We start from the raw sequence: 25,965 nt of genomic DNA, 5'->3' as shown, positions 1-25,965 counted from the left end.
TTCATGACTTTTGATTCCGCCAACGCATCCAAGCCTTTGTCCGTCGTCCTTGCCGGCGGCGGAACTGCCGGTCACGTCAGCCCTTTGCTGGCCATTGCCGACGCCATCAGGGACAAGCGACCGGAGGCCGCCATACTTGCTGTTGGTACGCCGTCGGGAATGGAAACCCGCCTCGTCCCCGCAGCCGGGTACGAACTTGCCAGCATTGACCGTGTTCCGTTTCCGCGCAGGCCCTCAGCCGACCTCGTTAAGTTGCCCGCTCGTTTGCAAGGGGCGGTTCGGCAGGCCCGGCGCATCCTGGAGGAATCCCGCGCGGATGTTTTGGTGGGTGTGGGAGGGTACGTCTGCACACCGATGTACCTTGCTGCCAGGAAACTCAGGATTCCCATCGTCGTCCATGAGGCGAACATGAAGGCCGGCTTGGCCAACCGGGTCGGCGCCCGGTTCAGCAACCACGTTGCCGTGGCATTTGCCGGTACCCGTTTGAGGGGTGCACGCCATGTAGGCATGCCAATGCGCCGGGCCATCTCGCAACTTCACAGGACTGTTGCTGCTCCTGCCGCAAAGGCTGCGCTTGGCTTGGATGCCAACCGCCCTGCGCTGATCGTCACTGGTGGCTCGTCAGGGGCGTTGAGCATCAACCGTGCCATCACTGCCGCCCTCCCGGCGCTGGCGGCTGCCGGTGTGCAAACCCTCCACATCACAGGCATCGGCAAAGCCGTCAAGAATGACGACGGCGGACTTCTCACTGCGGATGGCTATCGGCAGGTGGAGTACGTGGACGGCATGGAGAACGTTTACGCCGCTGCCGATGTCCTCCTTGCCCGTGCCGGGGCCGGAACCGTCAGCGAGGTAGCGGCGGTGGGAGTCCCCGCAGTGTTTGTGCCATTGCCCATCGGCAACGGCGAACAGGCACTGAACGCGGCCCCTTTGGTTGCCGCCGGCGGCGCCATGATGGTGGATGACAAGGACCTCAGCCCGGAATGGCTGCGAAGCGAATTGATTCCGCTTCTGACAGATAGCAGCAGGCTCAACGACATGGCCCGTAAATCCGAGGCCCTCGGTATCAGAAACGCCGATCAGCGCATGGCTGATCTTGTCTTGGAAGCGGTATTCGCATGACAACCAGCATCGCCCGCCTAGAGTCCCTCGGACGCGTTCACTTCATCGGCATCGGGGGAGTGGGGATGTCAGCCGTCGCACGCATCATGGTGTCACGGGGTGTCCCGGTCAGCGGTACGGACGCTAAGGATCTGCCGGTCCTGCGAGACCTCTCCTCGGCAGGAGCGCGTATCGCTGTGGGGTACGACGCCGGAAACCTGGGCGATGCCCAGACGGTTGTAGCCGGCTCAGCCATCCGTTCGGACAATCCGGAGCTGGTAGCGGCGCGTGATGCCGGGCTGCCCGTGCTGCACCGTTCCGAGGCGCTGGCCGCCACAATGGCCGGGCACCGGGTGGTAACCGTGGCGGGAACCCACGGCAAATCCACGACCACTTCCATGGTTGCCGTCCTGCTCAAGGAAGCCGGTTTGGATCCCTCCTTCGCCATCGGCGCGAATGTACCGGCACTTGGCGTTAATGCGGCACATGGGGGATCTGATATTTTCGTGGCAGAGGCCGACGAATCGGACGGTTCATTCCTCAACTACCGGCCTTTGATTGCCGTGGTTACCAACGTCGAGGCCGATCACTTGGATCACTACGGGACGCCGGAAGCCGTCTTCGCCTCCTTCGATGCCTTTGCTGCACTCCTTCCCGCCGATGGCGTCCTGCTGGCATGTGCCGACGACGCAGGCGCCCTGGCCCTGGCGGAGCGCACGGCGTCCCAGGGGAGCACGCGTGTGCTGACTTACGGCACATCCGACGACGCTGACCTCCGGCTTCACGACGGCGGCCCGGGCGACGTGTCGGTGGACTATAACGGTGAAGTCAACAAACTCGAACTTCAGGTACCGGGACGGCACAATGCCCTGAACGCGGCAGCTGCGTTCGCCGTCGCCGTCGAACTCGGTGTGGAGCCGAAGGCCGCAGCGGCGGCGCTGGGCCATTTTACGGGCGCTTCCCGGCGCTTTGAGCTAAAGGGACAAGGCAGGGGTGTGCGGGTCTATGACGACTATGCCCACCATCCTACGGAGGTCCGTGCGGCTCTATCGGCGGCCCGTTCCGTCGCCGCCGGCAACAAGGTGCACGTCCTTTTCCAACCGCATCTGTTTTCGCGCACCCGTGAGTTCTCAAGGGAATTCGCGGCCGCGTTGGACCTGGCGGACACCGCCTTGGTCCTGGACATCTATCCAGCCCGCGAGGACCCCATTCCTGGTGTGACAAGCACGCTGATCACCGAGCATCTGGTGAACGGACGGCTGGTTTCCGCCGATGAAGCCGTTGACGCCGTGGCAGCTGTCGCCAGCGACGGGGACGTGGTCCTGACGGTGGGCGCCGGAGACGTCACTGCCTACGGGCCGTCGATTGTGGAGGCGTTGGGTGGCTAGCACCCGCAAGCCCACCTTCAAACCGGCTACGGACCCGCGCCAAAGCAAGCCAGGCCCTCCCCGGGGCGACTCCGCGGAGGTCATTAGTGCACAGCGTTCCGTTGAACCGGAAGCAAATACCTCGGCGAAGCCGGCAACCACTGCCAAGTCCGCAGGCGGCGCCTCCAAGGCCGCTGGCGGGGCCCCCAAAGACGGCAGGACTTCGGCGGCGGGCAACGTCATTGCCTTTCCTGAACCGAAGAAGCGCCGCCAACGGCGACTCGTGCTCTGGACGCTTTCGGTTGTGGCCGTTGTGGTCGGTGCTTTGATTGCAGGGGCGATATTTTCGCCCGTGCTTGCAGTCCGGACAATCACTGTGGATGGCACGACGTTGCTGGCGCCGGACGCGGTGCAGAAAGCACTGTCAGGTCTCGAAGGAAAGCCGCTCCCACAGGTCAGCGAGCAGGAAATTAACGAGCTCCTGAAACCGTTGGTCCAGGTTCGGTCGGCCACCATGGAAGCCCGGCCGCCGTCGGAGTTGCTGATCCACGTGCATGAACGCGTCCCCGTGGCACTGCTTAAGCAGGGGGACTCGTACGTGATGGTGGATGTGGACGGCGTGCAGCTCGGAGCAACGAAGGACCTGACGGCAGTTGCGCTGCCACTGATCGACGCCGGAGTTGGCACAACCAACACGGAGTTGTTCAAGGCGATTGCTGCTGTGCTGGACACCTTGCCCGCCGATATCCTGGCCAGGATGTCCACCGCTTCTGCATTATCAGCGGATGCCGTTGAGCTGAAACTGGTGGACGGAAAAACGGTAGTGTGGGGCAATGCCGAAGACAGGGAACTAAAGTCGAAGGCGCTTGAAGCGCTCCTGAGGATGCCGGCGGACCCGAAGGTTCCGGTCAGTGTCTACGACGTCAGTGTTCCCCGGCATCCATTTACAAAATAAACAGCAATGAGAACGTAACCTGCAGCCGGCGGTGGCCTTATTTCGCGGCAATCACACGACACGCGCAAGCGGAGATTGCATGTGGGAACCAGAGGAAATACCGTCGCAGTAGAGTTACTTGACATAACTATAACCTTCAACTAGAGGGTTAAGGTCCAAGGATTCAAGTTGGACTCGATCAGTTTCGCTATAGGACACAAGCAAGGGGCACGAAACGTGGCAGCACCGCAGAATTACTTGGCCGTCATCAAGGTCGTCGGCATCGGCGGCGGTGGCGTGAACGCAGTCAACCGCATGATCGAGGTCGGCCTTCGGGGCGTGGAGTTCATCGCCATCAATACCGACGCGCAGGCGCTGCTCATGAGCGACGCCGACGTTAAGCTCGACGTCGGACGTGAACTCACCCGCGGTCTCGGCGCCGGGGCAAACCCGGAGGTCGGTAAGCAGGCAGCCGAAGACCACGCCGACGAGATCGAGGAAGTTCTCCGTGGTGCTGACATGGTCTTCGTTACTGCAGGCGAGGGTGGTGGCACCGGAACCGGTGGCGCACCCGTGGTCGCGCGCATCGCCCGCTCCCTCGGTGCGCTGACCATTGGCGTCGTGACCCGTCCGTTCACCTTCGAAGGCCGACGCCGCGCTGGCTCCGCTGAAGCCGGCATTGACGCCCTCCGCGACGAAGTCGACACTTTGATCGTCATCCCGAATGATCGCCTCCTGTCCATCAGTGATCGCAATGTCTCCGTCCTGGATGCCTTCCGCTCCGCGGACCAGGTGCTCCTTTCCGGTGTCCAGGGCATCACGGACCTCATTACAACTCCGGGCCTGATCAACCTCGACTTCGCTGACGTCAAGTCAGTTATGCAGGGCGCAGGATCGGCCCTCATGGGTATCGGTTCCGCCCGTGGTGAAGACCGGGCCGTCAAGGCTGCCGAACTGGCCATCGCCTCCCCGCTCCTGGAGGCATCCATCGACGGTGCCCACGGTGTCCTTCTTTCCATCCAGGGCGGCTCCGATCTCGGGCTGTTCGAGATCAACGAGGCTGCCCGCCTTGTGCAGGAAGTGGCCCACCCCGAGGCAAACATCATCTTCGGTGCCGTCATTGACGACGCCCTGGGTGACGAAGCACGAGTGACTGTCATTGCTGCAGGCTTCGACGACGTCAAGGCGACTTCGCCCTCCATGGACCAGTCGCGTCCGGCCCAGAACCCCGTGCCCTCGGACCGCCCGGCTGCTCCGAGCAGCGCGCCTTCCAGCGCTGCTGCCCCGCAGCACGCTACGGCGGGTATCGGCGCGGCAGGCTTGAGTAACTGGGGCCAGCAGCGTCCCTCCGCTCTGCCCGCGGACTCCGGCTTCGACGTCGACCTTCCCGCAGTAGTTGAACCCGACCTTTCGGGCAGCCGCTCGGACGACCTCGACGTTCCCGACTTCCTGAAGTAAGCCACGTTCGGAGAGTCAGTACCAGGTGTTTTGGTGGCGAAATGAAGTACGGCCCGGCGTTTCTGTAGCCTTCACGGATGCAGGCGCCGGGAACCTGGCTCTCCATGTGGGGGATCACCCCCCGGACGTGATGGCCCGTCGCGCCCGGTTGGCGCAGGCTACTGGACTGAGCGCCGGTGGTCCGGGTGCAGGGCAGTTCCAATATATGGATCAAGTCCACGGCAATCACGTTGAGTTCGTTGCAACTCACGGTCCGGGACCAACTGCTGATGCGATGGTCTCCGTCGGTGGATCGTCCGGCTCGCAGACGCCCACAACAATCCCGCGTCCACCACAGCCTCTGGCTGTCATGGTTGCTGACTGCGTCCCCGTTGTGCTCGTTGGGAGTGACGCCGGCGACAACCCTGTCATAGCAGCTGCCCACGCCGGGCGTCCCGGTGTGGCTTCGGCCGTTGTGCCTGCCACCGTCGAGGAAATGCGACGCCGGGGAGCTGTCAACATCAGCGCATGGCTCGGTCCGTCCATCTGCGGATCCTGTTATGAGGTCCCGGAGCAGCTGCGGGCCGACGTCGCAGCAAAAGTTCCCGAAACATGGTCCTCCACATCGTGGGGAACGCCGGCGCTGGACCTGCCGGCCGGTGTCCGGGCCCAATTGGCTGCACTCCACGTCACCGTGGAGTACTCCGGAGAGTGCACCCTCGAAAACGACTCCCTATTCTCCTACCGGCGGGATTCCCGAACCGGTCGATTCGCAGGTTTGGTGTGGACGCATGACTAGCCTTGGGTATGACAATGAACAGCGCCAGGATTCAGGTGGTGACGCCCGCACCACTGAGCTTGCTGATCGGCTCGGCCTGGTCCGGCAGCGGATAGTGTCGGCCGTCCACGCTGCTGGGCGAACCGATTTACCGAGGCTGATTGTGGTCACCAAATTCCATCCCGCGGCCGACGTCCGTCGCTTGGTGGCCCTCGGCGTAACGGACGTCGGCGAAAACCGCGACCAGGAAGCCGCCGCCAAGAGTGCTGAGCTCGCAAACGTTGACGTCAAGTGGCATTTCATCGGACAGCTTCAGAGCAATAAGGCGAAGTCCGTGGCCAAGTATGCCTCGTCGGTCCAGTCCATAGATCGCCCGGCGGTCGTTGACGCTTTGGCCAAGGCCATCGCCCGTGAAAAGGACGCCACGGGACGAAGCGACCTTGACTGCTTCATCCAGGTCAGCTTGGATGACGACGCCGGGGCGCACCGTGGCGGTGCCAACCCTTCCGACATTGAGGTCCTCGCAGGAAAAATACAATCAGCGGAAGGGCTGCGATTGGCCGGGCTGATGGCCGTGGCGCCGCTGGGGGTCGATCCGAACGCTGCGTTTGAGAAGCTCGCCGGGATTTCCCAAGCACTCTGCGCCATTCATCCCGACGCAACAGGTATTTCGGCGGGGATGAGCCAGGACCTGGAAGCAGCGGTGAAGTTCGGGGCGACACACCTGAGAATTGGCTCCGATATTCTCGGTTCCCGTCCGGCCGTGGGGTAGCGTCAAAGTATTGGAATGACGGGCCGGGGTTCCAATAATGTCAAGTCATGGCGGCCCGCCTACTGCAGAAATGATAGGAGTGCACCATGGCTGGCGCTCTGCGCAAGACAATGATCTATCTTGGGCTCGCCGACGGCGATGAACACTACGAATCTGAGCAGTCCGTCGCCACGCACCACGATGAAGAACGCCCCCAGGCACAGGAACGGGAAGAGCGCCGTGCGCCTGCTCCCGTCCGGGAAGTTGTCCGTGAAATGCCCACTGTTGATGCCGAAGAGGAATACCGCGCACCCGTGACACCCATCAAGCGTGCGGCGTCCAGCCGCGAAGATGCCTCGGGCCTGAGGCAGATCACCACAGTTCACCCGCGTTCATACAACGATGCCAAGGTCATCGGTGAGAGTTTCAGGGATGGCATCCCTGTGATCATGAATGTCACTGACATGGGTGAAGCCGACGCCAAGCGACTCGTGGACTTCTCAGCCGGCCTTGTTTTTGGCCTGCACGGCAGCATCGAGAGGGTGACCAACAAAGTCTTCCTGTTATCGCCGTCGTACGTTGAGGTCATCGGAGATGACAAGAAGGCCAGCGAAACGCAGGCCAGTTTCTTCAACCAGAGCTGACAACAGTCTTTTGCGGATGCCAGGCGGGTCAACCTGCCTGGCATCTGTGTTGCAATAGTAGGGACCGATCCGCATTCCGGAACAAGTGGGAGATCTGAGCTAACTCGTGGGCATTGTTTTCGGCCTTATCTATATTGTGTTGTTGCTGTTCTTCATTGCCCTGATCATCCGACTCATCTTCGAATGGGTCCAGATGTTCGCCCGCCAGTGGCGGCCAAGGGGTGTGGCGTTGGTAACAGCCCATGTGGTGTATTCCGTGACGGATCCTCCGCTTGGCAGGCTCCGGCGGCTGATACCACCCCTTCAACTGGGCGGAATTTCGCTGGATTTGGGCTTCCTTATCCTGATTATTGCCGTCAGCATTGCCATGGCAGTGACCAGCAGCCTGGCGTAGCTGCTCCGCGGAACCCGGGCCACCGATGGTCCATAGGCCGCAAATTCTCCAAATCAACACGATGGTGTTGAATTGGAGGAACAAGATGATATTTAGGTACCGTAGTTTTGAACGGCCGGAAGGCCTACTGACTAACTAGACCAACGAGGTGACCAGATGGCTTTGACGCCAGAAGACGTTGTCAACAAGCGCTTTCAGCCGACCAAGTTCCGCGAAGGCTACGACCAGGATGAGGTCGATGACTTCCTCGACGAGATCGTGGTGGAACTTCGCCGCTTGAACCAGGAGAACGACGAACTTCGCAAGAAGCTCGGCGAGGCTGGATCGGCTGTTCCCGCTGCAACTGCTGCAGCCCCGGTCGTGGAGAAGGTTCCGGCCCCGGTCAAGGTTGACAAGGAAGCCGAGGCTAAGGCGGAAGCCGAAGCCAAGGCTGCCGAAGCTGCCAAGAAGAAGGAAGCCGAGCAGGCTGCAGCCGCTGCCGCAGCTCCGAAGGCACCCGCTGCCAGCAACGGCGTCACCTCTTCAGCTGAGTCTGCTGCAGGCCTGCTTGCCATGGCACAGCAGATGCACGACAAGCACGTTTCAGACGGTGCGCAGCAGAAGGAAAAGATCATTGCCGAGGCTCAGATCGAGGCGTCCAGCCTCGTCAACGACGCCCAGGAGAAGTCCCGCAAGATCCTTGGTGCCCTTGAGCAGCAGCGCTCCGTTCTTGAGCGCAAGGTTGAGCAGCTCCGCGGCTTCGAGCGCGACTACCGTTCACGCCTGAAGGCTTACATCGAGGGTCAGCTCCGCGACCTCGACGCCCGTGGTTCTGTCGCTGCCCCTGAGGTTGGCGAAGCAACCGCTGACGTTTAGCAAGTATTCTGAAAGCCGGTGGCTGAGGACTCCTCGGCCGCCGGCTTTCGCTGTTAATGATTGATAGCTGCCAAAAGCTGACAGCAGCCCGCCACGCTTCCCGAATGAAAGCACTATGACCGACGACTTCACCGCTGATGCCGCACAATCGGCGCCTGCCGGGCGCCGTAAGTGGCGTCCTGCCACGCTTTGGCTCTTTGCCGGCTTCGCCGTGTTCGCCTACGTATTCGATCAGCTCACCAAGCTATGGGTGACCAGCACCATGACGGAGGGTGAGCGCATTCCTGTGCTGCCTCCGCTGTTGCACTGGTACTACATCCGTAATTCCGGGGCAGCGTTTTCCATCGGCGAGAACGTGACATGGATCTTCACAATCGTCATGGCAGCTGTTTCCGTGGCGATCCTCTTCCAAGTGCGAAAGTTGGGTTCTGCTTGGTGGGCGCTTTCCCTGGGGCTGTTGCTGGGAGGGGCTCTTGGCAATTTGACCGACCGTTTGTTCCGTGAGCCATCCTTCGCCATGGGGCACGTGGTGGACTTCATCCAATTGCCAAACTTCGCCATCTTCAACATCGCCGACTCGGCGGTGGTGTCCGGCGTCGTTATTATTTGCCTCCTGACGCTGCGAGGCGTCGGTATGGACGGAACGCGGCAGGTGGCAGCGCCCAAGCCCGCCAAAGATGCGAAGCCTACGGGCGGCACCACGGGGGAGCCTGCTGGTGAGTGAATCCGTAGTGGTCCCCGAAGAGCTGGCCGGCGTTCGCGTTGACGCAGGCCTGGCGCAGCTTCTGGACATTTCGCGATCCGCGGCGGCGCTGCTGATTTCCGAGGGAAACGTCACAAGCGGCGGAGTGGCACTTGGTAAATCGGCAAAGCTCGTTGCCGGCGCGTTGATTGATGTCACGGTTCCCGAGCGTCCGGATCCCTTGGAAGTCGTGGAGGAAGTTGTGGAAGGCCTGAAGATCCTGCTGGACGATGAAGAATTCGTCGTCATCGACAAGCCTGTGGGGGTCGCTGCCCATCCCTCGCCCGGCTGGGTGGGCCCCACTGTTGTGGGTGGTCTCGCCGGCGCCGGATACCGTATTTCAACCTCGGGGGCGCCTGAGCGGGCGGGAATCGTCCACAGGCTCGACGTCGGTACTTCCGGCGTGATGGTCGTGGCGAAGACCGAGCACGCCTACACCGTCCTGAAGCGGGCGTTCAAGGAACGTACCGTGGAGAAGGTTTATCACGCCGTCGTTCAGGGACTGCCTGATCCACTGGAGGGCACTATTGACGCGCCGATCGGGCGTCACCCCGGCCATGACTGGCGATTCGCCGTCATTGAGGACGGCCGCCCGTCAGTAACCCATTACGAGGTCCTGGAAGCTTTCGGCAAGGCGACCCTGGTGGAAGTCCACTTGGAGACCGGCCGGACGCATCAGATCCGCGTCCACTTCTCGGCACTTCGGCATCCGTGTGCCGGAGATCTCACCTATGGGGCAGACCCTCGCCTCGCTGCGAATCTCGGCCTCACGCGTCAATGGTTGCACGCCCGCCAGCTGGGCTTCACCCACCCCCGCACGGGCGATTGGGTTGAAGTCAGCAGCGACTACCCGGCGGATCTCCAGTACGCTTTGGACTTGCTCGCCACCGGCTCCGCATAGACGGAATTTACCGCGGGTCCAACTTCTGTCTGACCCGGGACGGTAGACTGTCGTGGTGACTTCCAGCAATGATTCGTTCGTCCATCTGCACACCCACACCGAATACTCCATGCTGGATGGAGCTGCACGGCTCGGTGAGTTGTTCGATGAAACCGAACGTCTGGGTATGCCCGCTCTGGCCACTACGGACCACGGATATCTGTTCGGTGCTTTCGACTTCTGGCGCAAGGCCACAGACAAGGGCATCAAGCCGATCATCGGCGTCGAAGCGTATGTAACCCCTGGAACCGCCCGAGGGGACAAGGAGCGCGTGCGCTGGGGCGATGAAAGCCAGCGCAAGGACGACGTCTCAGGTGGTGGCTCGTATACCCACATGACGCTGTTGAGTTACAACAACGTGGGCATGAGGAACCTGTTCAGGGCTTCATCCATCGCGTCGCTGGATTCTGTCTTTGGCAAGTGGCCTCGGCTGGACCGCGAACTACTCAACACCTACTCCGAAGGCTTGATCGCCACCACGGGTTGCCCTTCCGGGGAAGTCCAGACCAAGTTGCGGCTCGGCCTATACCGGGAGGCTGTGGAAGCCGCAGCGGAGTTCCGCGATATTTTTGGTGCGGAGAACTACTTCTGTGAACTGATGGATCACGGGCTGGACATTGAACGGCGCGTCACGGGCGACCTCCTTCGCCTTGCCAAGGAGCTCAACCTCCCGCTGGTAGCCACCAACGACCTCCACTACACGCATGAACATGACGCCAAGGCCCACGAGGCCTTGTTGGCGATCCAGTCCGGGTCCACGCTCCTTGAGCCGACGTACGACAATGGCGGCTCACGCTTCGCTTTTTCGGGCAGCGGCTACTACCTGAAATCTCCGCAGGAGATGCGGGAACTTTTCCGCGACCATCCTGAGGCCTGCGACAACACGCTGCTCATAGCCGAGCGCTGCGAAGTTTCCTTCAACACCGGTGCCAACTACATGCCGCGCTTCCCTTGTCCTCCGGGGGAGGACGAGACCTCCTGGCTCGTCAAGGAAGTGGATGCAGGCCTGAAGTACCGCTATCCCCAAGGCATTCCCGATAAGGTCCGCAAACAGGCGGACTACGAGCTTGGCGTCATTACGTCCATGGGATTCCCCGGGTACTTCCTGGTGGTTGCCGACTTCATCAACTGGGCCAAGAACAACGGGATCCGAGTGGGTCCCGGCCGTGGATCCGGTGCAGGCTCCATGGTGGCCTACGCCATGCGCATCACGGACCTCGACCCCCTGCAGCACGGCCTGATCTTTGAACGCTTCCTCAACCCGGATCGCGTTTCCATGCCCGACTTCGACGTCGACTTCGATGATCGCCGCCGCTCCGAGGTGATTGACTACGTCACCAAGAAGTACGGCGACGAGCGTGTGGCCATGATCGTCACGTACGGCACCATCAAGACCAAGCAAGCGCTCAAGGACTCCTCGCGCGTGCTTGGTTACCCGTTCAGCATGGGCGAGACGCTGACCAAGGCACTTCCTCCTGCCGTCATGGCCAAGGACATTCCCTTGGCGGACATCCAGAACCCGGAATCCAAGCGTTACAGCGAAGCAGGAGATTTCCGCCAGCTGATCGCCACAGATCCGGAGGCCGCCAAGGTCTTCGAGACGGCGCTGGGCATCGAGGGACTGAAGCGTCAATGGGGTGTTCACGCGGCTGGTGTGATCATGTCCTCGGACCCCATCATCGATGTCATTCCCATCATGCGCCGTTTCCAGGACGGCCAGGTCATCACCCAGTTCGACTATCCGACGTCCGAAGGCCTGGGCCTGATCAAGATGGACTTCCTGGGCCTCCGAAACCTGACGATCATTTCGGATGCCCTGGAAAACATCAAGATGAACCGCGGCGTTGACCTGGATCTGGAAAACCTGGAACTCGATGACGCTGCGTCCTATGAGCTCCTGGCGCGCGGTGATACCTTGGGCGTGTTCCAGCTGGACGGCGGGCCCATGCGGTCCCTGCTCAAGCTCATGAAGCCTGACAACTTCGAAGACATCTCCGCTGTTCTTGCGCTGTACCGGCCGGGACCCATGGGCGCCAACGCCCACACCGACTACGCCCTTCGCAAAAACGGGATCCAGGAAGTAATTCCCATCCACCCCGAGCTGGAAGAACCGCTCAAGGAAATCCTGGGCGGCACCTTTGGCCTGATCGTGTATCAGGAGCAGGTTATGGCCGTGGCGCAGAAGCTGGCCGGCTACTCGCTCGGCCAAGCCGATATCCTCCGCCGCGCCATGGGTAAAAAGAAGAAGTCCGAGCTGGACAAGCAGTTCGCCGGCTTCTCGCAAGGCATGCAGGACAACGGCTACTCCATGGCCGCCGTGAAGACGCTCTGGGACATTCTGCTCCCGTTCTCCGACTACGCCTTCAACAAGGCCCACTCGGCAGCCTACGGCGTTATCTCCTATTGGACGGCGTACTTGAAGGCGCACTACGCGCCGGAGTACATGGCCGCCCTGCTGACGTCCGTGGGCGATGACAAGGACAAGTCCGCCATCTACCTCAACGAGTGCCGTCGAATGGGCATCACGGTCCTCCCGCCGGACGTCAACGAATCCTCGCTGAACTTCACCCCTGTGGGAACCGATATCCGCTTCGGCATGGGCGCCATCCGCAATGTCGGCGTCAACGTGGTGGATGCCATGGTGGCCGCCCGCACTTCCGAGGGAAAATACACCTCGTTCAAGGACTTCCTCTTGAAGGTTCCGGCCGTGGTTTGTAACAAGCGCACCATCGAATCGTTGATCAAGGCCGGAGCGTTCGACTCACTAGGCCACCATCGGCGTGCTTTGGCGATGATCCATGAAGAAGCCATCGACTCCGTTATCACGCTCAAGCGCAACGAGGCCATAGGTCAGTTCGATCTTTTCGCGGGCTTTGAAGACCAGGAGCCTGAAGCGTCGCTGACCACCGAAATTCCGGACCTGCCTGAGTGGGAGAAGAAGGACAAACTGTCCTTCGAACGGGACATGTTGGGCCTTTACGTTTCAGACCATCCCTTGCAGGGGTTGGAAGGCGTCCTCAGCCAACACGCGGAACAGTCCATTACGTCGATCATCGCCGAGGATGGACCGCACGACGGCGCAATAGTCACCATTGCGGGCATGATCACCTCACTGAGCCGCAGGATCGCGAAAGCCAGCGGAAACGCCTATGCCCGGGCAGAAATCGAAGACCTGGGCGCTTCCATGGAGGTCATGTTCTTCGGCCAGGTGTACGGGCCCATCGCCTCGGTCCTGGCTGAGGACTTGATTGTGGTGGTCAAGGGTCGCCTGCAGCGCCGCGACGACGGGGCGGTCACTTTGAACTGCATGGAGCTCTCCGTCCCGGACCTCAGTGAAAGCGTGAACGGTCCCGTGGTGATCACCATTCCTACGTTCAAGGCCACCGAGGCAGTAGTGACTGACCTGCGTGATGTGCTGCGCACCCACCGTGGAAATTCGGAAGTCCGGCTCAAGCTGATGGGCGACACGAAGGTGGAGGTCATGGGCCTGCCCGTTCATATGCGGGTCAACCCCAGTCCATCGCTTTTTGGTGACTTGAAAGTCCTGTTGGGTCCTGCCTGCCTGGATAATTAGCATGCTCGCGGCAGCTCGATCAGATTTCGTAGTCGAGCGGCGCGGGCTTGCTGTATCCGCCGCTGTGGTACAGCAGGGGAGTGCCGTCCTCGCCCACTTGGCCATCTATGACCTCCACCACCACCACAGCGTTGTTCTCGAATGACAAGCGCATCTGGATCCTACCCACGAGCCAGCCGCTCACATCCTTGAGAATGGGCACGTCGTGGGGCCCCGGCTCCCAATGGTCGCCTTCGAATCGATCGCGTGTCCGCGCGAAGCGATTGGCGAGGGCTTGGTTTTCCAGCCCCAGCATATGGACTCCGATGTACTCCGCATTAGCCACAGCGGGCCAGGAACTGGAGCTCCTGGCCATGTTGAACGTGAAGCGGGGCGGCTCTGCAGAAAGCGAGGCCACAGATGTGGCGGTGAAGCCGAAGGGGCTTCCGTTGAGGTTCGCAGTGATGATGGCGACTCCAGCGGCGTGCCGACGGAACATCTCCCTGAATGTCTGCTCGAAGCCGAATGGTTCGCTGGGCACGTCGGTTTTTCTCCTGAATCGGGGCTTTGGATCTCTCCTTCAGAGTATTCCTCCCGGACTGCGAGCCCCACATTTTTGTCGGGTCGGCGTGAACCTTTGTTAATGTGAGTTGCATGACCGATTCCACCGTGCACGTTCCCGCCGTCGCAGAACAGTTGCCTGCCTCCAAACCGCGGCGATCCAAGGACGTCCTTTGGCTGGTCCTTCCGGCGGCTTCGGGTGTGGTTGCCGGACTTATCTGGTGGCTCCTGGCTCCGGGGGGCCTGAACCTGGTCTCGGGCAATCCTGACTTGGCGAATGCGGCGAATCCTGATTCCTGGCTGCCCCGGGACTTGGTCCTCGCGGCCCTGATGCTGTTGGCAGGGTGCCTCACCGGCGTCATGCTGGACGGAAAGCTGAACGGCGATGGTGCCGCGCGACGCTTTGCCTTTGCTCTACTCGGGGGTGCTTTGGGTGCGGTCTTCGCATGGTTGGTGGGGCTGCTTGCCGCCCAGTTGCTTGGGCCTGCCCCGGACCCGGCCCTTGGCCCTGGGTTTGGCTTCACGTTGCGCTCCTACGCGGTGCTGGTCCTGTGGCCCGCTGCCATCGCGTTTATCACTTTCGTCCTGGCGCTGTTCGGGGTTCTGTCCAAGAAGCCCGTAAAATAGCGGAGTGACCACTTCCTCGGATACCTCCGCCCTCTCCACTGACGCCCTCAACTTCCGGAGCATCGATTTCCGGGGCCGCCACCTTTCCTTGGCGGAGCTGCGCGCAGCTGTGCCAAGGGCGCAGCATCAGACGATGGCGGACGCCGAACAGAAGGTCCTGAACATCATTTCCGATGTCCGTAGCCGTGGCTTTGCCGCCTTGGGCGAACTGGCCAGGAAGTTCGACGGCGTGGAGCAGTCCCACCCCAGGGTCCCGGCTGAGGCGCTCACCCAGGCGTTGACCGAACTGGACCCTAAGGTCCGTGCAGCCTTGGAGGAGTCCATCAACCGGGCCCGGCAGTTTGCTGATCAGCAGCGCCCCACCAACGTTGAGGTGCAACTTGGCGACGGCGCAGTTGTCAGCCAAAACTGGATTCCAGTGGGGCGCGTTGGGCTTTACGTTCCCGGTGGACTCGCCCCCTTGGCGTCATCTGTCATCATGAACGTGGTCCCCGCGGTTGCCGCGGGCGTCGAGTCCATCGCACTGGCCTCCCCGCCTCAGAAAGACTTTGGCGGCCTCCCGCACCCCACCATCCTGGCGGCGGCTAAACTCCTGGGCATTGACGAGGTGTACGCCATCGGCGGTGCTCAGGCGATTGTTTCGTTTGCCTATGGCATTCCGGGAACCGGAGATGAGCTGCCCATCGAGCCTGTTGACGTGGTCACGGGCCCGGGCAATATTTTTGTGGCTACAGCCAAACGCCTCGTCAAGGGTGTGGTGGGCATCGATTCCGAGGCCGGAACCACGGAGATCGCCATCCTTGCCGACTCCACTGCACAGGCCCCGCTGGTAGCCGCCGACCTCATAAGCCAAGCGGAGCACGATCCCAAAGCAGCTTCCGTCCTGGTGACGGACTCAGCGGAGCTGGCTGACGCCGTCGTGCTTGAACTCGCTCAGCAGGCCGCCGCCACAAAGCACAGTGCCCGCGTCCTTGAGGCGCTGTCCGGACCACAGTCCGGTGTGGTGCTGGTAGATGATCTTGAGCAGGGAATCGCCGTCTGCAACGCCTACGCCGCTGAACACCTGGAAATCATGACGGCGAACGCTGCCACGGTGGCCTCGCGGATTCGTAACGCGGGCGCGATCTTCGTGGGCGACTTCAGCCCGGTAAGCCTGGGGGACTACTGCGCTGGTTCCAATCACGTGCTGCCCACCAGTGGGACGGCCGCTTTTTCGTCCGGTCTCAACGTCACCACGTTCCTCCGCGCGGTTCAAGTCATCAACTATGACCGCTCTGCCTTGGAGCAAGTCAGCGGACACATCGTGAGCCTGGCGGGTGCAGAGGACCTTCCGGGTCACGGAGACGCTGTCCGAATTCGCTTTGCATAAGGCATTAACCACTACATATAAGGGTGCCCACCACTACATGTAGTAATTACACGCTTGTCATTACGGTGTGGCGGAACGTAAACTGGTGCCGGAAGTGAATCTTCCGGCACCTTTGCGTATCCGGCGTCCTGCCGATTACGAACTCCGTGCCGGAGCTGTCAGGGGAGGCCCAGCGTGTATTGTCCGTTCTGCCGGAATCCCGACTCCCGCGTCGTCGACAGCCGAATGGCCGACGACGGCTCCTCCATCCGACGCCGCCGCCAGTGCCCGGAATGCGGACGTCGCTTCACCACGGTGGAAACCACCAGCTTGTCCGTAATTAAGAGGTCCGGCGTCGGCGAACCATTCAGCCGGATCAAGGTCATCAGTGGAGTCCGCAAGGCATGCCAGGGACGTCCGGTCACTGAGGACGATCTTGCAATGCTCGCCCAGGAAGTCGAGGAGAATATCCGTTCCTCGGGCGCAGCGGAGATCGATGCGCATGAGGTGGGCCTCGCCATTCTGGGCCCGCTCCGGAAGCTTGATGAAGTGGCATACCTTCGTTTCGCCAGCGTGTACCAGGCGTTTGAGTCCTTGGAGGACTTCGAGTCAGCCATCTCGCTGCTACGCCATGAGGCAGAAGCGGCCAAAGCAGGGGCCAAGGAAGTCAAGGGTTCGGAAAAGAGCCAACTGTAGCTTCGGTGGCGGCCGCGGAGGGGAAGCCGCGGCCGCCACCGGTATCAATCCTGACCGGGATCAGCGCCCCCCGGACACAGGGAGCACGGCTCCGGTAATGTAACCGGCCTCGTCCGACATCAGCCACATCACCGCCGCAGCCACCTCCTCCGGCTCTGCGCCGCGGCCCATGGGAATGGTCGGATTCAGCCTCTCCACGCGGTCCGGCATTCCAGCTGCTGCGTGGAGGCCGGTATTGGTGCTACCCGGGGCTACGGCGTTGACCCGGATGCCCTGTTTGGCGACTTCTGCGGCAAGGCCCACAGTCAACACATCCACCGCCCCCTTGGTGGCCGCGTAGTGGACCCAGGTTCCGGGAGAGCCCGCCTTGGTGGCAGTGGAGGAGATGTTAACGATAGAGCCGCCGCTGCCGTCGTTGTCAGTCGAAAGTCTTCGGACTGCTTCCTGGCACATGAAGATCATTCCGGACACGTTGACATCAACAACCCGTTGGACAGTTTCCGCTGGTACTTCCACGAGGGCACCGATCAGGTTCCCAGTGATCGCAGCATTGTTGATGACGGCGGTCAGAGGACCCCAAGCAGCGGCCTCGTCGAACAGGCGTGCGACGTCGGCGGGTTGGCTGACATCGGCCTGAACGGCACGTGCCTTGCCGCCTTGGGCCAGGATGTCGTTGACAACCTCCCGTGCCCCTCCAGCGTCCCCGGAGTAATTGACCATTACGTGATACCCGGCAGCCGCCGAGGCAAGTGCCACGGCGGCTCCGATCCCTCGACTGGCGCCGGTGACGATCGCGACTCCGCGTTCACCGAGCTCGTCGGCCGCTTTTGCCTCTGTCATGCCGCGGCTACTTCGCGAGTTTGTGGTGCAAGGCAACCTCGAGTGCCGCGCCCACGATGCCGGCGTCGTTCTTCAACTTTGCCGTGACGATTTTGGTCCGCAGTTCAAGGTGCGGGAAGTACTCGTCGGAGCGCTTGGAAATACCGCCACCCACAATGAACAATTCGGGGGAGAACAGGAACTCCACGTGCTGGAGGTAGCGGTTGAGCAGGACCCCGTACTCATCCCAGCTCAGGCCGTCGCGTTCGCGTGCCACCGCGGAGGCCTTGGTCTCGGCGTCGTGTCCGTCCACCTCAAGATGACCGAGCTCGGCATTAGGGACCAGCTGTCCATTGAAGATGAACGCCGATCCTATGCCGGTACCCAGGGTGATCACCAGGACGGTGCCGTCCACCCCTTCGCCTGCGCCGTAACGGGCTTCGGCGAGGCCGGCCGCGTCGGCATCGTTAATGACCTCTACGGGACGGCCGAGGCGTTTGGTGAAGGTGGCGTCGATGTTGGTGCCCAGCCAGGTCTTGTCCACGTTGGCCGCCGAGTTGACCACGCCGTGCTGAATGATGCCGGGGAATGTAACACCCACGGGGGAGTCCGCCGCCGGCGCGTCGGCGCGGCTGCAGAGTTCCTCAACGATTTGGGCGACAACCTCAGCTACAGCCTCGGGCGTGGCGGGCTGCGGAGTGGGAACGCGGAAGCGGTCGCCAATCAGCTTGCCCTTCTTCAGGTCGACGATGCCGCCCTTGATGCCGGTACCACCGATGTCGATACCGATCAACGGGGCGTTCTTGTGGGTCTTCTCATCCTTCTTGGACAATGCATTTCCGATCATGGCAGGAGGGGATGGGCATGGCGCAGCCGCCCGGGCTGCGTGGACCTTCCGAAGAGCTCAGGGAAGGGTCAGGATTTCCGCGCCGGTCTCGGTGACCAGCAGGGTGTGTTCGAATTGGGCCGTGCGTTTGTGGTCCTTGGTGACAACCGTCCAGTCGTCGGCCCACATTTCCCATTCGATGGTGCCGAGGGTCAGCATGGGTTCGATGGTGAAGACCATGCCTGCCTCGATCACGGTGTTGTACGCCGGGGCTGCGTCGTAATGCGGAATGATGAGGCCGGTGTGAAAGGCCTCGCCAACGCCGTGGCCGGTAAAATCCCGGACTACGCCATAGCCGAAGCGTTTTGCGTAGGACTGGATGGCACGGCCGATTACGTTGATTTCGCGGCCAGGGGCCACGGCCTTGATGGCCCGGTTGAGCGACTCCTGCGTACGCTCAACCAGCAGACGGGATTCTTCGTCCACGTCGCCAACCAGGAAAGTGTAGTTGGTATCCCCATGCACGCCGTTGATGAAGGCAGTGATGTCAATGTTCAGGATGTCGCCATCCTGCACCACGGTCGAGTCCGGGATTCCGTGGCAAATAACCTCGTTGAGGGAGGAACACAGGGACTTGGGAAAGCCCCGGTAGCCGAGGGTGGACGGGTACGCGCTGTGGTCCAGGAGGAACTCGTGCCCCACCTTGTCCAGATGGTCCGTGGTGACGCCCGGCTGGATATGTTTGCCGACCTCGACGATCGCTTGCGCAGCGATCTTTCCGGCAATCCGGATCTTCTCGATGGTTTCCGCCGACTTCACCTCGGAGCCCGTGAACTTGGCGGGTGCCTTCTTGCCGACATACTCCGGCCTGGATATCGATGCCGGGACGGGTCGTTCAGGGCTGATGGTTCCCGGGGTGAGGGCGCCAATGGGTGCAGTCGAAGCAAGAGAAGGCATAGATTGATCATATAAGGCACACAAGAGACGTAAGTAACAAAGTGTGGCCGGGTTCCTGTGACCCCGCCAACGTTACGCGTCGAAGGGCCCGAAGACTGAGGAGGAGACGTGACGGAGTACTGGTACAACGTCAAGACGCACGAGATCGAAGAGGACGCCTTGTCCGATTGGACCCAGCTCATTGGCCCCTATAAAACCAGGGAAGAAGCCGAGCACGCCTTGGAAAAGGTCAAAGCACGCAATGACGCCTGGGATGCCCAGGACGACGACTAGCCAGGACGCTGCTTAGAAGGAGTGCTCCGGTCCGGGGAACTGACCGGACCGGACATCCTCCCCGAAAGCGGCGGCGGCATCACTCAGAGTGGTTCGAAGATCTGCGTATTGCTTGACGAACTTGGCCATCTTGCCGCCACGTAACCCTGCCATGTCCTGCCACACGAGGACCTGCCCCGTGGTGCTTTTGCCAGCGCCGATACCGACGGTCGGGACCCGCAATGCGGCGTCGACGACGGCCGCGGTCTCTGCAGGCACCATTTCCATGAGGACACTGAAGGCGCCGGCATCCTGCAGGGCTACGGCGTCATCCACGAGTCTCTGAGCGTCGTCGCCGCGGCCTTGAACGCGGTATCCGCCGAGGGAATGTTCGCTTTGCGGGGTAAATCCGATGTGGGCCATGACGGGGATGCCTGCCTGGACCATGGCCTTGACGGTGTCCGCGTAATATGCGGACCCTTCGATCTTCACGGCGTGCGCCAGCCCCTCCTTGAGGAATCGGACGCCTGTGGCCACTGCCTGGCCGGGAGAAACTTCATAGCTCCCGAAAGGCAGGTCCGCTACGATCAGCGCCCGCTTGGCTGCCCTGCTGACTGCCCGCGTCAGGGGAAGGAGCTCATCCACGGTGACAGGGAGGCTCGTCTCGTTGCCGAACACGTTGTTGGAAGCGGAGTCTCCCACCAGGAGGACTTCGATTCCCGCCTGGTCAAAAATCTCGGCGCTGTACTGCTCATATGCCGTCAGCATCGCGAAATGTTCGCCGTTGTCCTTGGCCTGCTGCAGGTGGTGTATCCGGACCCGGCTGATGGGCTTCCTGCCTGCCGCCGGTTGCGCTTGGGCCGCGGCTGTGGGGCCGTTGCCGTAAGGAGCGGGAACTTCGGCGGGCGTGGTGGACTCAGGGAGGTTGCTCGGGGCCATGGATAGAGCCTAAGCGGTGCCGGCGGTGGCTGCCACCAGTGTGCTCGGCGTCACCTTATGTAAACGCTGTGTTACGCGCAGCTACTGCTGCGGCATTAGTACGGAACTCTTAGTAGAGTGAAGGCTGAGCTGCCGTGGCTTCTATCCATTGGAACCAGCGGCATGGACACTGAATCGGAAATGAGGCCCTATGGACCGCCAGCAAGAGTTCGTTTTGCGGACGATCGAAGAGCGTGACGTGCGCTTCGTACGCTTGTGGTTCACCGACGTCGTGGGTTCCCTGAAATCGGTAGCGCTGGCGCCTGCCGAAGTTGAGGGCGCTTTTGAAGAGGGCCTTGGTTTTGATGGTTCAGCCATCGAGGGCCTTGCCCGTGTTTTCGAGTCGGACATGCTCGCGCAGCCGGACCCTTCCACCTTCCAGATCCTCCCGTGGCGGGGAGAGACGGAGCAGACGTCGCGCATGTTCTGTGACGTCCTCACCCCGGATGGTGAACCGTCGGCCGCGGACCCCCGCAACGTCCTCAAGAGGACCCTTGCGAAGGCCGCTGACATGGGCTTCACCTGCTACACCCACCCCGAGATCGAGTTCTACCTATTGAAGTCCAAGGACCTGGGCCCCGACGGCGCTCCGGTTCCTGTGGACGAAGGCGGCTACTTTGACCATGTACCGGGCGGCGTAGCCCAGGACTTCCGCCGCACCGCCGTGACCATGCTCGAATCCGTGGGCATCTCGGTGGAGTTCAGCCATCACGAGGGCGGTCCGGGCCAAAACGAGATTGACCTCCGTTATGCGGATGCCCTTCAGACCGCGGATAACATCATGACCTTCCGCACAGTCATCAAGGAAGTCGCCCTCCAACAGGGCACGTACGCCACGTTCATGCCCAAACCCTTCACGGACCACCCCGGTTCAGGCATGCATACCCACTTCTCGCTCTTCGAAGGTGATACCAACGCGTTCTTCGAAGCCGGGGCCGAGTTCCAGCTGTCCAAGACGGCGCGGCAGTTCATTGCCGGAATCCTCAAGCACGCTCCTGAGTTCACGGCCGTCACCAACCAGTTTGTTAACTCCTACAAGCGTCTCTGGGGCGGCGGCGAGGCCCCGAGCTACTTGAGTTGGGGCCACAACAACCGCTCCGCATTGGTGCGTGTCCCGCTGTACAAGCCCGGCAAAGGCCAGTCGGCTCGCATCGAGTACCGCGGCATCGACAGCGCAACCAACCCCTACCTGGCCTACGCCGTTCTGCTCGGTGCCGGCCTGAAGGGCATCGAGGAAGGCTACGAACTTCCCGCTGCCGCTGAAGACGACGTCTGGTCGTTGACCACCGCGGAGCGCAGGGCCATGGGACATGCGCCGTTGCCTGCAAGCCTCCACGATGCCATCCGCGCCATGGAGGAATCCGAGCTGGTTGCCCAGATCCTGGGGGAGCAGGTGTTCGAGCACTTCCTGCGCAACAAGCGTGCAGAGTGGCAGGACTACCGCCTCCAGGTCACCCCGTATGAGTTGCAGCGCAACCTCGGCATTCTCTAGGCCGGGCCAATGAGCCTTGCGCGTCGGCTCATCTCAGCCGGATTCAGTGACCTCGAGAAGGGCGAACGGTTCCTTGCGGCTCCGGAACTTGACGGGATCGACGAGGATGCCCTGTTCGCCGGGCTGTCCCTGTCCGCGAGCCCGGACACGGCTCTCCAGTCATTGGTCCGGCTTGTTGAAAAAAACCCGGAGCTGAAGAAGCTTGCCGCAGCTGACCCGGACACCAGTGAGCCCATGTACCGGCTCCTGGGTGCCTCGGAGGCTTTGGGGGAGTTCCTCATGCGGCGGCCGGAACATCTGGATGTCTTCAATGTCCGGGTCAGTCCGGAGCCGCTCCAAGCTTCCAATGAAGAGCTGCGGGCATTGCTGCTTCGCTCTGTGAAAGCCGAACCGGGCGCTCAGCGCCCGGTGGCCGGAATCACCGGCCTACCGGCCTACGCGGCCTTGAGGAGCGCCTACCGCCGAGGTTTGACTGAGCTCGCCATCAAGGACATTTGCGCGGCATCACCAACAGACTTCATGCCTGCAGTCGGTGCCGAGTTGGCCGACCTCGCCGGTGCTGCCATTGAGGCCGCCCTGGCGGTCTCCCGGGCGGAAGCGGCAGCCCAGTTCGACGCCGCGGAGATCGCCGATGTTGGGCTTGCCGTCATTGGCATGGGTAAATGTGGCGCCCGGGAGCTGAACTACATTTCCGACGTCGATGTCATTTATGTCATCGAAGCAGGGGAGTTGGACGACGCCCGCGCCTCCACCATCGGTACTGCCCTCGCCTCCGGCATTTCCAGGGCGATCTCCTCCTCCGCGCCCGAACCCGGGTTGTGGGAGGTTGATGCCAACCTCCGACCCGAGGGTAAATCCGGCCCCCTGGTTCGTACCCTTCCCTCACATTTGAGCTACTACGCCCGTTGGGCCGAAAGCTGGGAATTCCAGGCACTGCTGAAGGCAAGGACCATTGCCGGCGACCGGGAGCTGGGCCAACGCTACGAGAAGGCTGTGGAACCACTTGTCTGGGCATCTGCGGGACGTGAGGGTTTTGTGGAGTCGGTCCAGGCCATGCGCCGCAGGGTGACCGACTACATCCCGGCCGCCGAGGAACAGCGCCAAATTAAGCTAGGGCGCGGCGGGCTCCGGGACGTTGAATTCACGGTCCAGTTGCTGCAATTGGTGCACGGAAAGTCTGACGAGTCACTCAGGTGCCGGGACACCACTTCTGCCATTGCAGCATTGTCAGCCGGCGGTTACATCGGGCGAACAGATGCAGCGGGCTTCGACAACGCCTACCGCTACCTGCGCCTGTTGGAACACAGAATTCAGCTTTTCCAGTTGCGCCGAACCCACCTCATGCCGGTGACTGAGGACGCCCAGCGCTTCCTCGCCAAGGCCGTCCTCGGTCCGTTCGCACTGGAGCGGCCACACCCTGACCAACTGATGGCCACCTGGCAAAAGACCAAGAAATCCGTCCGTGAGCTCCACGAGCGGATCTTCTACCGGCCGCTGCTCAATACCGCAGCGAAGTTGAGCAGCGAAGACGCCAAGCTCAGCCCGGAGGCCGCGCAGGGTCGCCTCGCCGCACTTGGTTATCTGGATCCTCAAGGCGCCATGCGGCATATCGAAGCACTCACCGCGGGTGTCAGCCGGCGAGCCGCGCTGCAGAGGCAGCTCCTGCCGATCCTCTTGGGATGGCTCGCCGAGGGCGTGGATCCCGACGCCGGACTTTTGGCCTTCCGCAGGGTCAGCGAAGCCCTCGGAACTACCCACTGGTATTTGGGGCTGCTCCGGGACTCCCAAGCGGCAGCGGAGCGCCTCTGCCAGGTGTTGGCTAATTCCCGGCTGATCTCGGACTTATTGGAAGTGTCCCCGGAGTCCGTGGCCTGGTTGGGCAGCGACAAGGACCTGGCGCCGGTTCCATTCGAAGCCCAGTGGCAGGAAATCCGGTCCAAGCTTTCCCGCCACGCGGATCCCGAAAGTGCCATGAGGCTGATCCGGCTGATTCGGCGTCGTGAGATTCTCCGCACCGCGATCGCGGACAGCGCTGGATTGCTGGACCAGGATGCCGTCGGACTGGCTCTGGCCGAGACGGACCGGGCAGCGGTTCTCGGGGCGCTGCACGTAGCGGAGTCCGTGGTTGCAGCGGCGGGTCCGTTGAAAACCGATGTCCTGGTGGTGGCGATGGGACGGCAGGGCGGCCGCGAGATCGGCTACGGCTCGGACGCGGACGTCATCTACGTTCACCGTGCCCGTCCCGGTTTCACCGATGCTGAGGCCCAAGAGCAGGCGACGGCGATAGTTGCCAAGGTTTCCAGCTTCCTCACCCAGCCTCTGAAGCCGGCGATCATGGCCGAACGAGTGCTCATGGTGGACGCGGACCTCCGGCCGGAGGGCAAGAATGGTGCCATGGTGCGGTCGCTGGAGTCTTATGCGGAGTACTACCGGCGGTGGTCGCTGATATGGGAGGCGCAGGCGCTTCTTCGAGCCCGTCCGATGGCCGGCTCGGACGAGCTTGCTGCCGACTTTGTACGTCTCATTGACCCCATCCGGTACCCGGAGCAACTTGCGGAGCAGGATGTTCGGGAGATCCGCCGGGTCAAGGCCCGCGTGGAATCGGAGCGCCTGCCTCGTGGTGCCGACCCTGCCCGGCACGTCAAGCTTGGCCGGGGCGGCTTGAGCGATGTTGAATGGTTGGTTCAGCTAATACAACTCCAGCACGCCGGAGAGCATCCCGAGCTGCGGACAACGTCAACTCTGGACGCCTTAGCCGCTGCGGAGAAGTTGCATTTCATTGCCGAAGACGACGCTGCCCTGCTGGGGGAGGCGTGGCGACTCGCCAGCCGCATCCGCTCCGCAAACGTCATTGTCACGGGACGTGCCTCGGATCTCCTTCCATCATCGAGGAAAGACCTTGAGGCTGTGGCACGCTGGTGTGGATATGAGCCCGGAAACGCAGGGCACTTCGAAGAGGACTATTTGCGGCTTAGTCGTCGTGCCAGGAGCGTTTTTGAGAAAGTGTTCTACGGCAACTGAGGTGTGGGAAGTTCCGCGGATGCTTGAAGATGAGTCAGAAGAATTGTTGATCGACGAGGATCGTCATGAGCAGGGTGATATCTGGCTCATCCCCCTCAAAGTGCTCGACGACGATGCCCGCGCCATTCAGCTTGGCGCAGTAGCGGAGTTGACCGTTGAAGCCAGGCAGCGGGAATTCGTTGGTGATCCCTTACGCATGATGCTGATCTCCTTGGAAGAGGAATCGCGCCTCCCGTACGTTATCGAGTCAGGAGGAGCTGCTGTTGGTGTCTTTACTCTGCAGTCCGGCGCTGCCAAGCTCGCGGGCTGGCCTGATGACGATTCAGTATGGTTGTTGAGGGGATTCCTCATTGACTCAGGAAGCCAAGGGCGCGGCCTCGGTACCTTGGCTGCACGGGCGGCTGTGGAGGAAGCGCGCAAACTGACTGCCAGGCTGGGTGGCGGGCAGGCCGGCGTCGTGCTTTCTGTCAACGAACGTAATCCGGCAGGGATCGCCGCCTACTCGAAAGCAGGATTCGTGGACTCGGGGCGCTATCTAGGCGGGAACGCGGGTCCTCAGAGGACCATGTACAAGGCTTTCCCGGCTGACCGCGTCATCAGCATCCAGCAGGATCCTGACGTCAATTAAGGTTGACAGTTCTCCATGGCGTCAACTATGGTTGACGCCATGGAGGTGGATCGGATGAAAACACTTGTGGGATCGATGGACGGCATGGGGCCGTCGGAGGCGCTTTACGCTGTCGCGGAGCTGCAGAAGGAAGTAGGCCGAACGGAGGCCTCGCTGGTGCGGGCCGCCCGGCAGTCAGGCTTGTCATGGGAAGCCATTGCCCTTTGCCTGGGCGTGAGCAAACAGGCAGTGCACAAAAAATACGGGAAGCAGTAGCGAAACCAA

25 protein-coding genes are annotated in these 25,965 nt (G+C 61.8%); 20 read left to right on the top strand and 5 right to left on the bottom strand.

The window, feature by feature from the left end; all coding sequences use genetic code 11:
- Nucleotides 1-3: 3 nt before the first annotated feature.
- The 12 genes from murG to dnaE all read left to right on the top strand — a co-directional run bounded on the left by murG (nt 4) and on the right by dnaE (nt 13,517).
- Nucleotides 4-1,122 (top strand): undecaprenyldiphospho-muramoylpentapeptide beta-N-acetylglucosaminyltransferase, encoded by a 1,119-nt coding sequence (murG, locus tag ACIQTW_RS13315; protein WP_402937426.1) that lies wholly within the window; start codon nt 4-6, stop codon nt 1,120-1,122.
- Nucleotides 1,119-2,489: a UDP-N-acetylmuramate--L-alanine ligase gene (gene murC / locus ACIQTW_RS13310; protein WP_402937424.1), complete on the top strand. Its 1,371-nt coding sequence runs from the start codon at nt 1,119-1,121 to the stop codon at nt 2,487-2,489. The genes murG and murC overlap by 4 nt, the downstream gene beginning before the upstream one ends.
- Nucleotides 2,482-3,423 carry an FtsQ-type POTRA domain-containing protein gene (locus ACIQTW_RS13305; RefSeq protein ID WP_402937423.1) on the top strand — a complete coding sequence of 314 codons (942 nt, stop codon included), beginning with the start codon at nt 2,482-2,484 and terminating at the stop codon, nt 3,421-3,423. The genes murC and ACIQTW_RS13305 overlap by 8 nt, the downstream gene beginning before the upstream one ends.
- Nucleotides 3,424-3,639: 216 nt before the next feature.
- Complete coding sequence (gene ftsZ, locus ACIQTW_RS13300) at nt 3,640-4,860, top strand: cell division protein FtsZ (RefSeq protein WP_011774419.1); 1,221 nt, start codon at nt 3,640-3,642, stop codon at nt 4,858-4,860.
- A 25-nt stretch (nt 4,861-4,885) separates the two neighbouring features.
- Nucleotides 4,886-5,638 carry a polyphenol oxidase family protein gene (locus ACIQTW_RS13295; protein ID WP_402937421.1) on the top strand — a complete coding sequence of 251 codons (753 nt, stop codon included), beginning with the start codon at nt 4,886-4,888 and terminating at the stop codon, nt 5,636-5,638.
- Nucleotides 5,631-6,389: a YggS family pyridoxal phosphate-dependent enzyme gene (locus tag ACIQTW_RS13290; protein WP_402937419.1), complete on the top strand. Its 759-nt coding sequence runs from the start codon at nt 5,631-5,633 to the stop codon at nt 6,387-6,389. The genes ACIQTW_RS13295 and ACIQTW_RS13290 overlap by 8 nt, the downstream gene beginning before the upstream one ends.
- Nucleotides 6,390-6,475: 86 nt before the next feature.
- Nucleotides 6,476-7,012 (top strand): cell division protein SepF, encoded by a 537-nt coding sequence (locus ACIQTW_RS13285; RefSeq protein WP_011774422.1) that lies wholly within the window; start codon nt 6,476-6,478, stop codon nt 7,010-7,012.
- 106 nt (nt 7,013-7,118) lie between these two features.
- A complete protein-coding gene (locus ACIQTW_RS13280) occupies nt 7,119-7,406 on the top strand; it encodes a YggT family protein (RefSeq protein WP_017200850.1) in 288 nt (95 codons plus the stop codon).
- 156 nt (nt 7,407-7,562) lie between these two features.
- The gene (locus tag ACIQTW_RS13275) at nt 7,563-8,261 is read left to right on the top strand and encodes a DivIVA domain-containing protein (RefSeq protein ID WP_017200851.1); all 699 of its coding nucleotides are present in this window, start codon (nt 7,563-7,565) and stop codon (nt 8,259-8,261) included.
- A gap of 115 nt (nt 8,262-8,376) precedes the next feature.
- A complete protein-coding gene (gene lspA / locus ACIQTW_RS13270) occupies nt 8,377-8,985 on the top strand; it encodes a signal peptidase II (RefSeq protein ID WP_402937417.1) in 609 nt (202 codons plus the stop codon).
- Nucleotides 8,978-9,904, top strand: a complete 927-nt coding sequence (locus tag ACIQTW_RS13265) for an RluA family pseudouridine synthase (protein WP_402937415.1) — start codon at nt 8,978-8,980, stop codon at nt 9,902-9,904. The genes lspA and ACIQTW_RS13265 overlap by 8 nt, the downstream gene beginning before the upstream one ends.
- Nucleotides 9,905-9,959: 55 nt before the next feature.
- Nucleotides 9,960-13,517 carry a DNA polymerase III subunit alpha gene (gene dnaE / locus ACIQTW_RS13260; RefSeq protein WP_026005822.1) on the top strand — a complete coding sequence of 1,186 codons (3,558 nt, stop codon included), beginning with the start codon at nt 9,960-9,962 and terminating at the stop codon, nt 13,515-13,517.
- Nucleotides 13,518-13,536: 19 nt separating this feature from the next.
- Here the strand turns inward: dnaE and ACIQTW_RS13255 are convergent, their stop codons facing one another.
- Nucleotides 13,537-14,037 (bottom strand): flavin reductase family protein, encoded by a 501-nt coding sequence (locus ACIQTW_RS13255; RefSeq protein WP_402937413.1) that lies wholly within the window; start codon nt 14,035-14,037, stop codon nt 13,537-13,539.
- Nucleotides 14,038-14,150: 113 nt separating this feature from the next.
- On the opposite strand from ACIQTW_RS13255, the gene ACIQTW_RS13250 reads away from it, so the two are divergent.
- The 3 genes from ACIQTW_RS13250 (at nt 14,151) to nrdR (ending at nt 16,728) form a co-directional block, all read left to right on the top strand.
- Nucleotides 14,151-14,684: a hypothetical protein gene (locus ACIQTW_RS13250; protein WP_402937411.1), complete on the top strand. Its 534-nt coding sequence runs from the start codon at nt 14,151-14,153 to the stop codon at nt 14,682-14,684.
- A gap of 4 nt (nt 14,685-14,688) precedes the next feature.
- On the top strand, nt 14,689-16,053 hold the full coding sequence (gene hisD / locus ACIQTW_RS13245; RefSeq protein ID WP_402937409.1) for a histidinol dehydrogenase: 1,365 nt from the start codon (nt 14,689-14,691) through the stop codon (nt 16,051-16,053).
- Between the two features lie 174 nt (nt 16,054-16,227).
- Nucleotides 16,228-16,728: a transcriptional regulator NrdR gene (gene nrdR, locus ACIQTW_RS13240; RefSeq protein ID WP_402937408.1), complete on the top strand. Its 501-nt coding sequence runs from the start codon at nt 16,228-16,230 to the stop codon at nt 16,726-16,728.
- A gap of 60 nt (nt 16,729-16,788) precedes the next feature.
- On the opposite strand, the gene ACIQTW_RS13235 is transcribed toward nrdR, so the two are convergent.
- The 3 genes from ACIQTW_RS13235 to map form a co-directional block, all read right to left on the bottom strand.
- Nucleotides 16,789-17,568 carry an SDR family oxidoreductase gene (locus ACIQTW_RS13235; RefSeq protein WP_402937406.1) on the bottom strand — a complete coding sequence of 260 codons (780 nt, stop codon included), beginning with the start codon at nt 17,566-17,568 and terminating at the stop codon, nt 16,789-16,791.
- A 7-nt stretch (nt 17,569-17,575) separates the two neighbouring features.
- Nucleotides 17,576-18,379, bottom strand: a complete 804-nt coding sequence (gene ppgK, locus ACIQTW_RS13230) for a polyphosphate--glucose phosphotransferase (protein WP_402937593.1) — start codon at nt 18,377-18,379, stop codon at nt 17,576-17,578.
- A gap of 72 nt (nt 18,380-18,451) precedes the next feature.
- Nucleotides 18,452-19,330 carry a type I methionyl aminopeptidase gene (map, locus tag ACIQTW_RS13225; RefSeq protein ID WP_402937404.1) on the bottom strand — a complete coding sequence of 293 codons (879 nt, stop codon included), beginning with the start codon at nt 19,328-19,330 and terminating at the stop codon, nt 18,452-18,454.
- A gap of 108 nt (nt 19,331-19,438) precedes the next feature.
- On the opposite strand from map, the gene ACIQTW_RS13220 reads away from it, so the two are divergent.
- The gene (locus ACIQTW_RS13220) at nt 19,439-19,603 is read left to right on the top strand and encodes an SPOR domain-containing protein (RefSeq protein ID WP_017200863.1); all 165 of its coding nucleotides are present in this window, start codon (nt 19,439-19,441) and stop codon (nt 19,601-19,603) included.
- Between the two features lie 12 nt (nt 19,604-19,615).
- Here the strand turns inward: ACIQTW_RS13220 and panB are convergent, their stop codons facing one another.
- The gene (panB, locus tag ACIQTW_RS13215) at nt 19,616-20,521 is read right to left on the bottom strand and encodes a 3-methyl-2-oxobutanoate hydroxymethyltransferase (RefSeq protein ID WP_402937402.1); all 906 of its coding nucleotides are present in this window, start codon (nt 20,519-20,521) and stop codon (nt 19,616-19,618) included.
- 190 nt (nt 20,522-20,711) lie between these two features.
- Here panB and glnA point away from each other — a divergent pair, with 190 nt between their 5' ends.
- From glnA to ACIQTW_RS13195, 4 genes are read left to right on the top strand one after another with little or no spacing between them, the layout of a single operon-like run.
- Nucleotides 20,712-22,052 carry a type I glutamate--ammonia ligase gene (gene glnA, locus ACIQTW_RS13210; protein WP_309074347.1) on the top strand — a complete coding sequence of 447 codons (1,341 nt, stop codon included), beginning with the start codon at nt 20,712-20,714 and terminating at the stop codon, nt 22,050-22,052.
- A gap of 9 nt (nt 22,053-22,061) precedes the next feature.
- The gene (locus ACIQTW_RS13205) at nt 22,062-25,073 is read left to right on the top strand and encodes a bifunctional [glutamine synthetase] adenylyltransferase/[glutamine synthetase]-adenylyl-L-tyrosine phosphorylase (RefSeq protein ID WP_402937399.1); all 3,012 of its coding nucleotides are present in this window, start codon (nt 22,062-22,064) and stop codon (nt 25,071-25,073) included.
- Between the two features lie 19 nt (nt 25,074-25,092).
- The gene (locus ACIQTW_RS13200) at nt 25,093-25,701 is read left to right on the top strand and encodes a GNAT family N-acetyltransferase (RefSeq protein ID WP_402937397.1); all 609 of its coding nucleotides are present in this window, start codon (nt 25,093-25,095) and stop codon (nt 25,699-25,701) included.
- A gap of 39 nt (nt 25,702-25,740) precedes the next feature.
- Nucleotides 25,741-25,956, top strand: a complete 216-nt coding sequence (locus ACIQTW_RS13195) for an AsnC family protein (RefSeq protein WP_402937590.1) — start codon at nt 25,741-25,743, stop codon at nt 25,954-25,956.
- Nucleotides 25,957-25,965: the final 9 nt, after the last annotated feature.

The sequence above is a fragment of the Paenarthrobacter sp. NPDC090517 genome, assembly GCF_044769165.1.
Lineage (GTDB): Bacteria > Actinomycetota > Actinomycetes > Actinomycetales > Micrococcaceae > Arthrobacter.
This window is presented reverse-complemented; position numbering and strand designations above follow the sequence as displayed.